The sequence below is a fragment of the Brachyspira pilosicoli genome, from assembly GCF_008016535.1.
Lineage (GTDB): Bacteria > Spirochaetota > Brachyspiria > Brachyspirales > Brachyspiraceae > Brachyspira > Brachyspira pilosicoli_A.
Window position 1 is genome coordinate 1 of sequence record NZ_SAXY01000058.1, and the last position, 16,490, is coordinate 16,490.

A 16,490-nucleotide genomic window follows, 5' to 3' on the forward strand; every position below is an offset into this window, starting at 1 on the left:
TATTGTTTAAAATATATAAAAGTGATAAAAAGCATAGTTTCCAAAGAAAGTTTTCTTGGTCTGCCATTATTAAAACCTTTATATACTTTTCTTAATTCTTCTAAAAGAAATAAATATGTTTTTTTAAACCAATCACACTTTGACAATCAATCATTTTTATAAAATCCTTTTTTACGAATATATTAACATAATTCTTACTTCTTTGAAACTATAAATTGATTTGTCAAGTACTTTTGAAACAAGTCTATTATATCAAGAACTTTTGACATATCAGGGTGCTTAATTCCTGCTCCTCTATAAAATGAAGATATTAAATCTAATTTATTTATTAATACATAATATAAAAACTTATTATCTAATTTATTTACATCTATTGAAGTGGCTATTCTATTAAAACCTGTAATAAATTTACCTTTATAATATTGAACTATAGCATTACCGCCTTCTGGGATGCATACTATTTCACCATTGTTTAAACTATTTGAAACTAATTTTTCTAAAGTAAATAAATTACTAATATTTGTTGTAAGTATTTTTACATCACCATTCTCAACTGCTAATTGTTTTAATTCATCTGCTGTAAAATATCTATATTTAAAAGTAGTTTTTTGTTTATCTTTATCAACTGAATTAAATTTTTTATCCCATATTGTTACAGACCATAAAGGTACATACTCCACGCCGTTGGGGCAGTGCTTTTTTAAAAGTTCTTTTATGGTGTTCATAACTTAAATATTATAAACAATTATACTATTTTTCTCAATTACATTTTTTATCTCTAAAAAATATTTTTATTATATCATTATATCAATAATAACTATTGACTTTATAATCATTAATTAATAAAATTATGTATACAAAAAAATTAGAGAGATAAAAAATGAAAAAAGCTATATATATCATTTTTTTAATACTATCAATAATTTCATGCAATAATAACAACAAAACATCATCAAATAATGAAATATCTATATCTCTTGGCGGAGAGCCTAAAACTCTAGACCCTACGCTAAACTCACTTAGTTTCGGCTCAATATATATGATACATTTCTTTGAAGGTCTTACAAAGAAAGATAAAAATGATGAAGTTGTAGCTGGTATGGCTAAAAGCTGGGATATATCTGAAGACGCTCTTACATATACTTTTTATTTGAGAGATGATGCTAAATGGTCTGACGGTGAAAAAGTGAAAGCTCAAGATTTTGAATATGCTATAAAGAGGGCAGCAGACCCTAAAACAGCAGCAGCTTATTCTCATATGCTTAATATTGTAAAAAATGGAAGTTTGGTTATAAGCGGTAAAACTAATGTTGATGCTTTAGGAGTGCGAACAATTGATGACAATACTTTAGAGATCGTATTAGAAAACCCTACTCCATATTTTCTAGAATATTTATCTGTGAGCAGTGCTTATTTTCCTGTGAGAAAAGACATTGTAGAAAAATACGGAGATGATTGGTCAAGAAACCCAGAAACATATATTGTAAACGGTGCTTATGTGATGACAGAGAGAAAAACAGATGAAAAAATTGTTATGGAAGTAAATACTAATTATTATGATAAAGACAGCATTATTGCCAAAAAAATTAATGTTATTATAATGAGCGATTCAAACACTTCTCTTGCCGCTATAAAAAGAGGAGACATACAATTTTCTGTAATAGAAGCTCCGCTTGGAGAGATATCTTCTCTTATAAAAGAAAATTATATATTACAAGAGCCTGCTTATGGAATATATTTTTTAGAGATTAATTCTAAAAAAGGTGTGCTTACAAATAAAAACATAAGAAAAGCATTAGCATTAGCATTTGACAGAAACTATATAATATCAAACATTACAAAGATGAATCAAACTCCGGCATATGCATTTGCAGCCTACGGAATGAAAGATAGTACAGGCAATGACTTTAGGGCAAATGGAAGCAATTACCTTAATCTTGGAAGCTACAGTGAAAACATAAAAGAAGCTAAAAGGCTTATGGAGTTATCAGGATATACAAATGGAGAACATTTCCCTGTACTTGAAATTAGAACTACACCGGGATATTTTACTTTAATATGCGAAGCTATGCAGGAGATGTATAAAGAGAATTTGGGAATAGATGTTACAATAAAGTCTGAAGAATACAACGAAACATTTCAAGCTATGGTTGAAAAGAATTATGATTTAGCACGCACTGGCTGGACTGCAGAGTACAGCGACCCTTTAGCTATGATTAGTTTCTTTTCTGAAGTAAGTGCTGTTAATCATAGCGGATTTAGCAGCAAGGAGTTTAACGATTTATTGAAATTTGCTTCAAGCACAACTAACACCGATGAAAGAACAAAAGCATTGCATAAAGCAGAAGATTTAATATTTGATTATATGCCAATAATACCAATAATATACAGAATGGACCCATTTATGATTAACCCAAAATTAAAAGGTGCAATATTCAATCCGCTTGGAAGATACAGATTTCACTATGCATATTTAGAAAAATAGTTTATTTAAATAAATACCAATTATTTTAAATTATTATAATATCTTTTTATTTTTAAAAGATTAATATATAAAAAAACTTTATATGTAATTGACATAATTATTATTTATGTTAAAATAATTTATATGAAATCTGTTTATTTAATTAGGTTTATAGACAGTCTACAGTCTACAGTCTACAGTCTACAGTCTACAGTCTACAGTCTACAGTCTACAGTCTACAGTAGTATAATTTTAAATATATTTAACCAAATTAAAAAATATTACTCATTAATATTATATAACATTATTTTTGTATTGCATAAAAAATCAAATAATTGTTTTTCTGACAAAATTAAAACATACATCAAAAAATTAATACTATTATATTTATTAAAAAATAATCATTATAAAAATTCAATCAAAAAAATAAGGAGAAATATATATGGCTGGCTTTATGGATTTTATTAATGATGCTGTTAATTCAGCTATTAATAGTAATGATAAGGATAGTTTTTTTAAAGTGGCATGCCTTTTAGTATATGCTAATAATGATACTGCTTCAAAAACAGATATTGAGTTATCAACAGAGCTTTATAATACAATATTTTTTAATGAGCCTATGATATCTATTCAAATGAATAAAAAACTAAAGAAGATATATCAGGATATTTGTGATAATGGATATGATCCTGATGATGTTATAGAAGATATTTTAAATGGAAGAATAGATAGAAATAAACTTAAAATATTTTTTGTATGTGCTTGTATTTTAGGATGTATGCCTAATGATTATGGAGAATAGTAAAAATGAAAAAAATCAAAATATTTTTAGATGCATTAATTAGTAATATAGAAAAATATAATCCAGATTTATACAGAAGATTAGTTTACGATGGGTATAAAAAATATTCATATATAGTAAATTATATTAAATATAAAGATAAATATTTTTTTCATGGAGTTTGTGTAGAGATATCAACATTTTGTAATAGGAAATGTCATTATTGTCCGAATAAAGACTATGAAACTCCTAAAAAATTTATGGATTGGGATACGTTTAAATTAGTTGTAAGTCGTTTACAAGATATTAATTTTACAGGATTATTTCAATATAATTTTTTCAATGAACCTTTGTTTGATGATAGGTTAGCATTATTTGCTGAATATGTTTCTAAGAATTTACCAAAATGTATACAAGTTCTTGTTAGTAATGGGGATATATTAAATGTTGATAAAGCAATTGAATTGTCAAATGCGGGTATTGATAAATTTGTAATAACAGTGCATGATGATAATCCAACAAACAATTTAAAAAGATTACAACCTGTAAAAAATATATTAAAGCATAAAATGAAATTACAGACTTCACAAGATTTATATCTCAATAATAGAGGTGGAGCAGTAGATGTTTCTAATGAAACTAGAAAAACAACTTATAAGACTTGTCAAGATATTAAAAATTTAAATATTATGATAAATGGTGATGTAGTATTGTGTTGTCAAGATTATTTTAGAAAATATGTTATGGGAAATATTAAGGAAAAAGATATATTATATATTTGGAATTCATATAAAGAAATCAGAGAAGAGCTATTAAAAAACAATAAAGCAAGATTATATATTTGTAAAATATGTTTAGAACAAGATAAAGATGAGGAAAATTAAATTTTAACTAATATGAAATTTATTATGTTATATAATTTTATAGTGTACTAATAAATTATATATTTATATAGTTACTAGATGATTTTAATGGAAATATTGTATATGAATTATAAAAAGTTATAAAATATTTTAGTATTTGTATAAATTTATTAGTGTAAATTTTAATACTAATATTGACTATTCATTTCTTTTTATTTTATTAATATCATAATTAATATTTTTTCTGTAATTATTTTAGTATTTTTATTAAAAAGAAATAAAAAAAGAAGAAGTTATCAATGAATGTAAAAAATATGGTAATATAGAAAAAATAAAATTAAACCTTATTATAGGTTTGACACAACATATTATTTTAGTAAGAAAATAGATTGTTATAATACAAAAAGAAGAAACCCTATTATTAAGAGCTTCTTCTTTTTTATTAAAACTTAATTATATTATTCTTTTATAAACTTCTTGAAATTAGTTGCTTTTTCTTTGGCTATATTTAATCTCTTATCTTTGCTTTCCTTTACGCAAACTTCAAAATAGAACTTTATTTTTGGTTCAGTGCCAGAAGGTCTTATAGTAATTTTAGTTTTATCAGAAAGTATATATTGAAGAACATTAGATTTTGGAAGGGTAATGTCGCTTATTTTTTTGCCGCTATTGTCATAAACTTCTTTTTTCTCATAATCGCTTATGCTTACAACTTCAACACCAGAAATCTCTTTAGGTAAATTGTTTCTATAATAAGTCATTAAATCAGCTATAGCCTTAGCTCCGTCAGCACCTTTTTTAGTGATTGAAATAGTTTCTTCATAGAAGTAACCATATTTTTCGTAAATGCTCTCTAAATAATCAGCTAATGTTATGTTATTATCTTTACAATAAGCAAGCACTTCGGCAAGCATTAAACAAGAACTAACACCGTCTTTATCTCGTACATTTGAATTTATACAATATCCAAAACTCTCTTCAAAACCAAATAAATAAGTGCCGTCTTTTGTTCTCTCTATAATGTCAGCAATCCATTTAAAACCAGTAAGTACATCATAAAGCTTAACATTGTTAGCATCAGCAATAGCTCTAGCAAGCTCAGTAGTTACTATAGTTTTTACTATATAAGGGTCTTTAACATTCTTTTTATTTGTAATGAGATAATAAGCCATAATAGAGCCTATTTGGTTTCCAGTAAGATACATATAGCTTCCGTCTTTAGTAAGCAAAGCACAGCCCATTCTATCGCAGTCTGGGTCAGTACCCATAACAAGCTCAGCACCAATCTCTTTAGCCTTATTAACAGCTATCTGTAATGCCTCTGGATTTTCTGGGTTAGGTGATTCAACTGTAGGGAAATTTCCATTAGGAGGCTGAGCACCTTCTAAAGTTGTTAAATTAGTAAATCCTGCCTTTCTCAAAGCCATAGGAACCATTTTATAACCAGAACCATGAATAGGAGTATAAACTATTTTTATATCATGATGTTTTTTTATGATATCAGGATTAACTAAATAACCCATTAAATCATTCATATATTTATCTTCAATATCTTTTCCTATAAGTGTAACCTTTGAAGCATCTCCCATTTTTACCTCTTCAGGTTTTACTTTCAATACTTCATCTATTATATTTTTATCATGAGGAGGAATAACTTGAGCACCGTCAGTCCAATAAACTTTATAACCATTATATTCTTTAGGATTATGGCTAGCAGTAACAACAATTCCAGCAATACAGCCCAAACTTCTAACAGCATAAGAAAGAAGCGAAATAGGGTGAATATCATCATATAAATAAACGCTTATTCCATTTGAAGAAAGTATCTCAGCAGCAGCTTTAGAAAATACATCAGAATTATTTCTTGAGTCATAAGCTATAGCAACTTTATAATTGCTTGCACCTTGCTTAAGTATATAATTAGCTAAGCCCTGAGTAGCAACACCAACAGTATATTTATTCATTCTGTTAGTACCAACCCCCATTATGCCTCTAAGTCCGCCTGTACCAAACTCTAAATCTCTATAAAAAGCATCTATTAATTCTTTTTCATTACCAGAATCTAATAATGCTTTAATCTCTTTTTTTGTTTCTTCATCATAAGAGCCATTAAGCCAAGAATTAATTCTATCTTGTACATTTTTTTTCATAAGTTATTACACCTCTAATATTTTATATTTTTTCTAATTTTAATATTATATTTAAAGTATATTATATAAAAACCATATAATCAAGTAAAATGTTTAATATTATTTATATAAAAAAGAGAACCTATAAATATTATAAGTTCTCTATTATTTTTGATTAAAATATTTTTTAATTACTAGGCATAGACTGTTTATATTTTATTTTATCAGTCCAATCATATCCTAAGAAACTCTCCCAAGGATTAGTATCTTGAGGCGGATTAGATGCAGTTGGGTCATCTACATTAGGCAAATAAAGATTCTGAGGTGTAGATTCTAAAACTTCCCCATCATATTTAAATATATTATCTCCATTTACTGATGCAGCATTGTCTCCATTATATTCTATATCATATAAAGCAACACATCCAGTAAAAGTATAAAATCCTATTTTTGTTAATGTAGAAGGTAAATTAACCTGTCTTAAAGATTTACAGTTATAAAAAGCCATGTTATCTATTGTTAATAAACCTTCTTTAAATATTAAAGCCTCAAAACCACATTTATTAAAACTAAATGGTCCTATAATAGTTAATGATGCAGGAAAATCAATTTCTTTCAAAGAAGAACAATCGCCAAAAGCAGTACTTTTTATCTCTGACAAATTATTAGGAAGCAAAACTTTTTCTAATTTGGAACAACCATTAAAAACTTGTATAGATAATATAGTTATTTGTGTACCTTTTAAATCAATTTCTTTCAAATTGGCACAATTTATGAATGCCCCCGATTCTATATTTTCCAATGTAGATATCTGGAACACCCTCTTCTGAAGGAGGATTACCTACATCAGATATACTAGGACGTGTTGTGGCTTTTCTGCAAGATATAATTAAGACAAATATTATAAATAAAAAGAGTAACTTCTTAAATATAACAAACCCTTTTTATAGTAAAAAACCTATGGAATGTGAATTTGTAATTTATTTTCATCAAATATTTATTTGAGTTTAACAAAAATTAAAGAAAAACATAGTATTTTTTTATTGATTTTTTTGTTCTATAGTGTATTATTAACAGAAAGAATATGTATATACTTCCATAATTTTAATATATTAATAAAGTGATAGCCCTATAACTATTATAGGGCTAATTATTTACTTCTCTTACTTAAAGATTTTGTATTCTTTTTTAATGACTTTTTAACAGATTTTTTTACTGGTTTTAATCTATTTTCTTTAGTAGATTTTTTAGCAGGAAGTTTTTTAGCAGCAGATTTTTTGGAAGCTAATCTCTTTTTCTTAGGCTTAGCCTTAGCCCATTTAGATTTATCATGCTGTTTTTTATCTTCTTTTTTTATTTCTTTCTCGCTATCTTTTAGAAACTCTTCTTCATTGAACTCTTCTTCAATAGAATTAATAGAATCATCAGAAAATAAAGACTCTATCTCTTTTAACTTTTTATCTTTTTGCTTAAAGAAAAACTCTATCTCTTTTTTTGTTAAATCTCTAATATGCCCAGCCTCTAAAGTACCAGATACATCATCATATTTGCTAACACAGCCAACAGATATTCTCTCCAAATCAATAACCTTATAACCCAAATAATCAAATATCTTTCTTATCTCTCTATTTTTACCTTCGTTTATAGTAAGGCGAATTTTACTTTGCATTCTTCCCTTTGAAAGAATTTTAAACTTAAAAGGAGAATATGTAACATTTTTTATAGTAACACCACCACTTGCTTTTAAAAGAGCTTCGGAATCTATTTTTCCATTAACAGTAACATCATAAACCTTTAATATTTCATAAGAAGGATGCGTGATGATATTAGCAAACTCACCATCATTTGTAATAATCATTATGCCTCGAGATTCAGAGTCCAGCCTTCCAGCATAAAAAAGCCTCTCTTTAATACCCTTAAAAAACTCTGTAATAATTCTCCTGCCGGGTAAATATTTAGTAGTGCTTACAACACCTAAAGGCTTATATAAAGCCATATACCTTTTAGTTTGCCTCTCTATAATATTTCTATCTATTGAAACACTGTCAGTCTCTTTAACTCTATAAGCAGGATCTAATATCACCTGATTATTTACCCTCACTCTTCCAGACACTATAGCTTTTTCGCAATTTCTTCTGCTTGCAAAACCAGATTCTAATATAACCTTAACAAGTCTAGTATTTTCTTTATTTGTCTTATTATCCATTTTTACTCTCTAATTATATGTATTGGGGTTTTTATTTGATTAATAATAAGCGAATAATTTAAAACACATAATATATAAAAAAGCTCCGCTTCAGCCGTATGCGACATAAATGCACCTAACTTTATAGTCAGGTGGGTTCTTCAGAAACATGACCTTGATTTCTCTATACCATATCGCGATAATGGCGAGCCTATCATTAATGCTTCAATCCAGATCCCTTTAGCATTAAATTATACTGGTGCAAGAATGTCATCGCTTCACGTACCAAGCAGAGTGATATTAATATAAAGTCTTTTTTATTATTTGTCAATAGTATGTATTTTACTAAATTTATTATAATAATTACTTCTTCATAACAGATTCTTTTACATCTTTAATAACAGCATCTGTAATATCAAAATTTCTATCTGCATAAAGAATAGCATACTCAGTTCTTTCAAGTATTAAAGTATACCCCTCTTTTTTTACAATACCAAGAAGTGAAGAAGCAACCTGTCTTTTAACCTGTCCTCTCAAAGAATTATCTCTAGGATTAGTATTAATTTCTGTATTATTAGTTTCTGAAGACATATCTCTATTATTTTGCTCTTCCATTTTTAATTTTAAATTCTCAACAAAAACATCATCTTTAGTAACTTCTTTTACAACTCTATCTAAATCAACATAACCAACTTTAGTAAGCCTATATGATTGAGTAAAAACTCTAGGGCTTATTATAGATATAACCAAAAAAGACAAAAACATTAAGCCAAAAATATAATATTTTTTCATAATTTATTTTCTCCTTTTATATTTTACTGACAAATTATTTATAAATATAATAAAAATTATAATAAAAACTGCAAAATATCAATATATAATTTTTAATAGAATGGGTGGTTCATTGTAAATGCAATTCCCCAACCTCTGCCAAGCCACTTACCAAGAGGAGAATAAGTATCCCCCTCAAAGTCCTGAAATCCTTTACCAAATCCAACATCCTCTTTATTGTAAACAAATCTTTTAGCAAAATAAAATCTAATATTAAATATAGGTATAGTAAGCCTCAAACCAAAACCTACAGAATACATATATTGTGAAGGGTCAAATATATCTTTAATATTCATAAACTGTGAAGGATAATTATAAGCATCTCCATCAGTATTAAGTCCCGTAGAATAAGGAAGCCATAATTGACCAGCATCAAGAAAACCAACAAATCCCAAAGTTTTTGGTATAATAGGTATACGAAGCTCAGCAAAGAATCTAACTTTAGCCCTACCATAACTCCAAGAATCTTTTTGTCCGCTGTCATTCGGCAAGTCATAAGTACTTAAGCCTCTATTATATTTAAATATTGTATATTTAGAAGTATCCCAACCTCTAACATCTTCAAATGGGTTAAGATAATAAAGTACATCAGCATCATTCTGTATAGGAAGTCCAGGAATAGCCACAATCTGACCAATTTCACCATAGAATGCAAATGATAACCATTTAGCAGCAGGCACAGCCAAGAAACCTGTAGCATTTAATCTCATTAATTGAGTATGGTTAAAGTAGAAATCCACTGTACCTCTTAAGAAACTTCCTCTTGTAGGGTTAAGATAATCGTTTCTGCTGTCTCTAAGAAGCGAATAAGATACTATGAATGTTGTAAACCAATCACTTTGCCATCTTTCGAAACTTCCGTCTTTTTTATTTACTCTATGAACTAAATATTTTTTGATATCATTCAATACATGATTAGGACCTGCATCGCTTGCTCCTTGGTCATACCACTGCTGATACTGCTGTACAATAGTATCAAATGTTAAGAAAGTTGAGTAGTAGTCAAAGAAATAATAACCAACTCTAGCAATACCTTCAAAACCATGCCTTGTATAATAAGAATATTTAGGAAGCCCGAATTGATCCGTACCTATCTGGTCGCCTGTATTAACACTCTCATTAAAATAAGATAAATCAATACCTAAATATATAGGCAAATTAAGCAAATAAGGCTCTGCAAAATTAACAGCTATTCTCTTTTGAGTCTGACCGAACTCACCGCTTAAACCTAATTGCAAACCTCTTCCCAAAAAGTTATTTTCCCTAATAGAAGCAAATACCTTAAAACCAGAACCAGTAGAAAAACCGCCTCCTCCAGATACCATAGCAGACTTACCATCAGTAACATTAAGTCCAAGCTCCATAAGCCCTTCGGCAGAACCAGGTTTTACATTTATGCCTATATTATCAAAGAATTGAGTATTATATAATCTCTCCTGTACACGCTGTATTTTGGCAGAGTTAAATACTTCTCCTGGTTTTATATCAATATATCTCTGTATAACAAAATCTTTAGTTTTAGTATTTCCTGATATTGTAATATTTTCTATATGAGCTTTATCGTTTTCAACTATATCATACATTATATTTACTATTTTGTTTTCTTCATTAACCGATATAACAGGTATAACTTGTCTAAATATATAACCCTTCTCAGAATATTTATTTTGTATGCCCTGATAATCAGACATATGATAAGTATAATTATATAAAGCACCCTTTTTAGATTTTATATCTGCCTGTATAACATCCGAAGGTATAACAAAATTGCCTTTAAATCCAATATCGCCAAAATAATATTTATCACCCTCTGTTATATAAATATCTATAATCAAATCCTGCTCATTTTTTATCTGAGGGTCTCTCCATTGATAAGTATAACGAACATTATTTACCTTAGCCTTATAATAACCCCTATCAGCATAATATTTCACTATTTTAGACTTATCTTCTTCAAACTTAAACTCATTGAACTTACCTAAAGATAAGAACCCATTTTCTTTTGTGGACATTTGCCTCTTTAATTCATTAGGAGAAAAGTGAGTGTTGCCGTGAAAACGAATGCTTGATACTTTAACTTCATTTCCCTCTACAATATTCATCTCTATAACAACATCAGAAGCCTCTTTATCTTCTGTAACTTTAGGTTCAACATATGCCTTTAAATACCCTTTGTCTTGATAGTTGGTAATAATGGCATTAACAGCATCATTTAACTTTTGCGGTATATAAGGGTCTCCCACACGCATTATAGGTTTTATGGCATCATTCAAAGCTGTTCTGCTTAAACGTTTATTACCGTTATATATTATATCTTTAATAATAAATCTCTCTGCTACTACTATATTAAGTATAATTCCGTCATCTTCTCTCGTAACATCTATAGCAACCCTGTCAAAAGATTCTGTATTAAATAAACTTTTTATAGCATTATTAATTTCAGCCCTAGCAAATTTACTTCCTTTCTTAATGGGAAAATTATTTTTTATCTGTTCCTCAGTAAGTCTTGTTTCACCCGTAACTATTATATCTTTAATAATAAGACCTTCATAGACAGCAATATTTTGTGAAGTTTGTAAATTGTCAAAATCACTCTCGGCCGCCCTTAAAAATAAAAAAGCAGTAAAAAGTATAGAAATAGAAATAAAAATAATAAAACGATTCTTTATAAATTTCACTAAAATCTCCAACGCGTAACTATGTTAAAGTCTTGTCCTGTTCCTTTTATATTGAAAGGGTTAATTTTATACTCAAATACAAAATTTGCAAGTCTGTAATTTTTTAGTAAAGACACCTCAAAACCAAATTGATGGTCAAAATAATAAGCATCCACTGGTCTTCCTAACTCGCTCGGTCTTGAAGCATCATTAACTTTATAAGTAACATCATATTTCAAATACAAATACTTAGAAACATATTTACCTATACCTACGCTAGTATTATCCCAAACAGAAGAAGCACTAAGATTATTATTTGTAACAAATAACAAATTGTTTACCACCGTAGGGCTTAAGTTAATATAATCTATGCCCAAAAACTGCCTTACCCAACGCTCTACTGGTCTTAAAACAGTACTTCTCAACATCAAATCACTATAATTCATAGTAAGCTGCTGCAATTGAGCATTATTCATATTGTTAGCAGAGTTTATAGTATTGAAATTCTCAGCATAAACTTGATTTTCTCTATTACCAAAAGTTCCCTGAGGTATTCCTGCTAATTGATTAACCTGATACTGTCCAAGCGAAGGAATAGTGTAAAATCTTACAGGAGAAATACCGCCCGTGCTGTCTGTTAATAATTGAGAAACTCTAGCATTCATCTCCATATAAAGTGTAACATTCTCCCCAGAATTTTGATATTCCAAAGAATCAGCAGAAACTGTAGTATTTGGAGAATAATATTTTTTGTATGTAAAAGCAGTTGCCTCTATTATAGGGTCATAGCTATTAACATCTGGGAATGTTAAAGTACCATTTTCTATTTGATAAACATTATGTAAATAATATATACTTCCTCTATCAAAATTAATACTACCTTCTAATTCTAATCCGTCTCTTAATGTATTATATACACTCATTTTAGAGCCGTCTTCAAGATAAACATCACCAACTAAATAATGAGTTACTCTTACCTGTTGCCATGCCTCTATAATAAAATCCCAGTAAATTTTACTAGCCATTCCATAAACATGCTCTTTATATGTATTTTGAGGGTTTATAGACAATTGAACATCGCTTTTCATGAGAGTTAATGTTCCGCCTATTCTCGGCTCTGCTATATTGCCTCCAACTTGTAAATCTACGTGCAAAGGTCCTCTTATTTTCACAACATTAAGGTCTAATGAGCCATTTAAAAGACCTAATTGCTCATCTGATGAAAGTAAATCAAATGCCATGTAATTTATATTATTTTTGAATATTTCAGCTTCTCCTGTAATAGATAAATTCTTCTTACCCCTATAAGTAAATGTAAGATTGTTTACATTAAACATATTTCCATTAAAATTAAAATCTACAACAGTGCTATCAAATACATCAGAGAAATATGCTATCTTTACCTTTTTTCCATGACCCAAAAATCTTCCATCAATTGCAATATCGTCTTTAAGACCATGCATTCTAGCGTATAAAGTATAAGGCTTATTATCAACCATAAAATTAGTCGGAGATGATTGTATCTCTGTAAACAACACATTAAATATCTCAAATATCTCTACATTAAGCCTGTCAGAAGTGAGAAGCAAATCAACTTGATCTTTGCCAGTATCTTTTACAGTGCCGTCAATATTAAGAATATTATAATTATCATAAACATATTTTAACGCTGTTTCACTTACTCCGTCTTTATTAGAAATAGTTCCAGATATACCATGACTTTTATTGTTTTCAAAAGTAATATAATCTTTTTTATAATTTACTACTGTTCCAAATTCCGGCAGCTTTCTTTTATTGATTGTAATAGGCGTTGTTTGTATCCTAAACTCTTTGCTTCCGTCTGATAAATAACGCATATTATAATTAATAGTGCCTGAATAAGTACTCAAATAAAATAACTTATCAACTTCTATAGTCATATTATGCAAATCTTTTGAAAAATAGGCATAAGGTATCTTTAATTGTTCTCCTGTCTTTTTAAATGTTCTTGATTTAATAATACCTGTAGAACCCGTTTTAATCATAAGTACATTTTTTATTTCAAGCTCATCTGTTTTATAATAACCTGTTAAAGAAACATCATATCTGTCGCCTAGAATTTCAAAGTCTTTTATATTAAACTTATCTAAATATACAACAGGGTCATTAAGAAGACCTATTACAGTGGCATTGGCAGTAATTATTCCATACATTCCGCCTGCAGTAGTGAGGTTAAAAGGCAAATCTGATATTGTTAGCTTTCCAAATAAATTATTCTGATTGATAGAAGCATCTAAAGCAATCAGTCCGCTATTATCAGCATCTTTGAGTAAAGCTGTAAATTTATTAATTCCGTCAGAAGAAGAAAGTATACCCTCTCCAAATACCCTATTATCTCCATAATCCACTATTATATTAGTAAATACTATACTTGTGTTTGAAAGTTCAAATTGAGTGTTTAGAGCAACTACAGGAGAGAGGCTTTTATTAAATTTTACATCTCCATACAAATATAATGGCTTATTTCTATAATTATCTATAGATACATCTGCATCAAAAGATATATCATTAACTTTTATTTCATTTGGAGTTGATATATTTAATTCAAAATCTCCATTAGTTGCTATAGAACCATTTGCAACTATTTCTGAGTTTTCAGTAGAAGCATATAATATTCTACTTCCATTAGTAGCCGTAAGAGTGAAGGCATTTACATTATAATCACCTATAGGAGTTTTTAAACTTCCATTAGCTTTTACATTAAAATTTTTATCATACTCTACAACAGCACTAGCATTAATTCCGCCGTCTTCTGAAAGCCTGTAAAATATATCATTAATCTCTATCTTATTACTATAAGCTAAAGCACCCACCCTAATTAAATACTCTTCTGTATAAATCTTTCTAGAGGACAAATTTAATACATGAACATTCCCCTTTCCATCTGTATATGAAGCATTACTTAAACTATATTTAACATTAAGAGAAGATAAATTATCAATAGGATTTCCGCCCAAAAATACAACAAACAATTCCTGAGGTATAATGCCGTCAGCATCTACTAATACAGCTCTAGTATTGTCTAATGATATATTAACATCAAAAGGCTCTATATATTTATTAGCACTTAAATTCATCGCTATGTATTTTTCTTTTTTCATATACCTTACAACCCATTTTAAAGGGTGCGTCAAAGCATTGGCATAAGATAATTCTGATATTATAAAACTAGAAGATAACTCTTCATCATTAACTCTTATAGGATTTAATGATAATGAAGCTGATAATCTATTAACACCCGCAGATATATCATTAATATTCAAACTCAATACACTGGAAACAGGGTCATTTAAAGGAACTATGCCGCTAAGTATTATATTTCCGTCTAAAGTATTAACATTAACATTAGACAATATTAAATTATTATTTGTAATTTCAGCATCAGCATATAAATTAAACAATTTATCCTTTGCACTAACATCAAAATCTACATATATATCTTTATTTACTTCGTAATTACCATAAGCATTAATTCTTAAATAATCAAAACGATTGATAGCATTACTAATCATTTTTATATTGTCATCATCTGGCTTTATAGCGTTATATATTAAAGGTGTATCTAATGCTATATTCATGAACTTATAAACTGTGTTTTTATCTATATTAGCATCCAAAAGTTCAAAATTAAGTTTATTCTTGTTATAATCATAATTAAAATTAAGTAAATCTTTTTTTTCTGTATTTTTTAAATTTAATTCCAAAAAATCATTATTATTAGTAGCATTTATATCATACTTAAATAAATCTTTTTCACTGTCTTTAGCTGTAACTATACATGTTAAAAAAGATAAATTGGGATTAATTTCTGTAGAAAAATTAACAATAGTTGCATCTGGAAGATTTAAGTTGTAAGTGAGAAAATATTTATATGACCTAAAGTTTCCATTGAGAGAGGTGATAGAAAATTGGGTTATATTGCCTTCTTCATCTTCTATTTTTGTATTAAAATTTCTAACAAGAATGCTCTTATCTAATAACATGTCTGTAACATTTTTAATAATTTCTCTATAATCTGTATTAGCATTCGTATTAGATTGAAAAATAGAAGTATCTAAAAACTCAGGATAAAAATCAGCCTTAGTAACATCAACATCACTAAGCATATAAAATATATCTTTTTTTATAAAAAGTCTTAATGGATTAAACTGCAAAAAAGCTCTCTCCATACTAGCAAACTCTTTATCATTACCCTTAGAATAAAGTTTTACATTATCTAGAATAATTTCTAATCTAAGCGATAAACTTATATCATCTATATGAATATCAATGGGATACACTTTATTTATATAAGACACAATATTCTCTAAGTACTTTTGCTTATTTGAAAAAACAAAAGAAACACTAAACAAAGTAGGTATTAAAAAAGCTATCAAGGTAGTAGCTAAATAAAGTTTAAAACGTGAGTGCTTTTTACTACGCACTCATATACCTCCGTAAGGCTATATAAAAGTAACTAATATAATAACCTATTTTAACAAAAATTGTTATATAAAATTTTCGGATATATACTTATTAAAATATATCTTATACATATATTA

Annotated in this window: 10 protein-coding genes; 3 read left to right on the top strand and 7 right to left on the bottom strand. The window is 28.1% G+C overall.

Translation table 11 applies throughout. The features are described 5' to 3' along the window. Positions 1 to 194: 194 nt before the first annotated feature. On the bottom strand, positions 195 to 725 hold the full coding sequence (locus EPJ72_RS09465) for a restriction endonuclease subunit S (protein WP_147731922.1): 531 nt from the start codon (positions 723 to 725) through the stop codon (positions 195 to 197). 155 nt (positions 726 to 880) lie between these two features. Here EPJ72_RS09465 and EPJ72_RS09470 point away from each other — a divergent pair, with 155 nt between their 5' ends. From EPJ72_RS09470 to EPJ72_RS09480, 3 genes are all read left to right on the top strand, one after another. Continuing rightward, positions 881 to 2,485 (top strand): peptide ABC transporter substrate-binding protein, encoded by a 1,605-nt coding sequence (locus tag EPJ72_RS09470; protein WP_147731923.1) that lies wholly within the window; start codon positions 881 to 883, stop codon positions 2,483 to 2,485. 421 nt (positions 2,486 to 2,906) lie between these two features. Continuing rightward, a complete protein-coding gene (locus EPJ72_RS09475) occupies positions 2,907 to 3,266 on the top strand; it encodes a hypothetical protein (RefSeq protein WP_147731924.1) in 360 nt (119 codons plus the stop codon). Between the two features lie 5 nt (positions 3,267 to 3,271). Continuing rightward, positions 3,272 to 4,129, top strand: a complete 858-nt coding sequence (locus tag EPJ72_RS09480) for a radical SAM/SPASM domain-containing protein (RefSeq protein WP_147731925.1) — start codon at positions 3,272 to 3,274, stop codon at positions 4,127 to 4,129. 437 nt (positions 4,130 to 4,566) lie between these two features. Here EPJ72_RS09480 and EPJ72_RS09485 read toward each other — a convergent pair whose 3' ends face one another. From EPJ72_RS09485 to EPJ72_RS09510, 6 genes are all read right to left on the bottom strand, one after another. Beyond that, positions 4,567 to 6,258 carry a phospho-sugar mutase gene (locus tag EPJ72_RS09485; RefSeq protein ID WP_147731926.1) on the bottom strand — a complete coding sequence of 564 codons (1,692 nt, stop codon included), beginning with the start codon at positions 6,256 to 6,258 and terminating at the stop codon, positions 4,567 to 4,569. A gap of 166 nt (positions 6,259 to 6,424) precedes the next feature. Next, complete coding sequence (locus tag EPJ72_RS09490) at positions 6,425 to 7,039, bottom strand: leucine-rich repeat domain-containing protein (protein ID WP_158636895.1); 615 nt, start codon at positions 7,037 to 7,039, stop codon at positions 6,425 to 6,427. Between the two features lie 348 nt (positions 7,040 to 7,387). Beyond that, on the bottom strand, positions 7,388 to 8,443 hold the full coding sequence (locus EPJ72_RS09495) for a pseudouridine synthase (protein WP_147731928.1): 1,056 nt from the start codon (positions 8,441 to 8,443) through the stop codon (positions 7,388 to 7,390). Between the two features lie 342 nt (positions 8,444 to 8,785). Then, complete coding sequence (locus EPJ72_RS09500) at positions 8,786 to 9,214, bottom strand: OmpH family outer membrane protein (RefSeq protein ID WP_147731929.1); 429 nt, start codon at positions 9,212 to 9,214, stop codon at positions 8,786 to 8,788. Positions 9,215 to 9,306: 92 nt separating this feature from the next. Continuing rightward, positions 9,307 to 11,931, bottom strand: coding sequence for an outer membrane protein assembly factor BamA (gene bamA / locus EPJ72_RS09505; protein ID WP_147731930.1), 2,625 nt, complete (start codon positions 11,929 to 11,931; stop codon positions 9,307 to 9,309). Further along, a complete protein-coding gene (locus tag EPJ72_RS09510; protein ID WP_147731931.1) occupies positions 11,931 to 16,373 on the bottom strand; it encodes a hypothetical protein in 4,443 nt (1,480 codons plus the stop codon). The genes bamA and EPJ72_RS09510 overlap by 1 nt, the downstream gene beginning before the upstream one ends. Positions 16,374 to 16,490 lie beyond the last annotated feature (117 nt).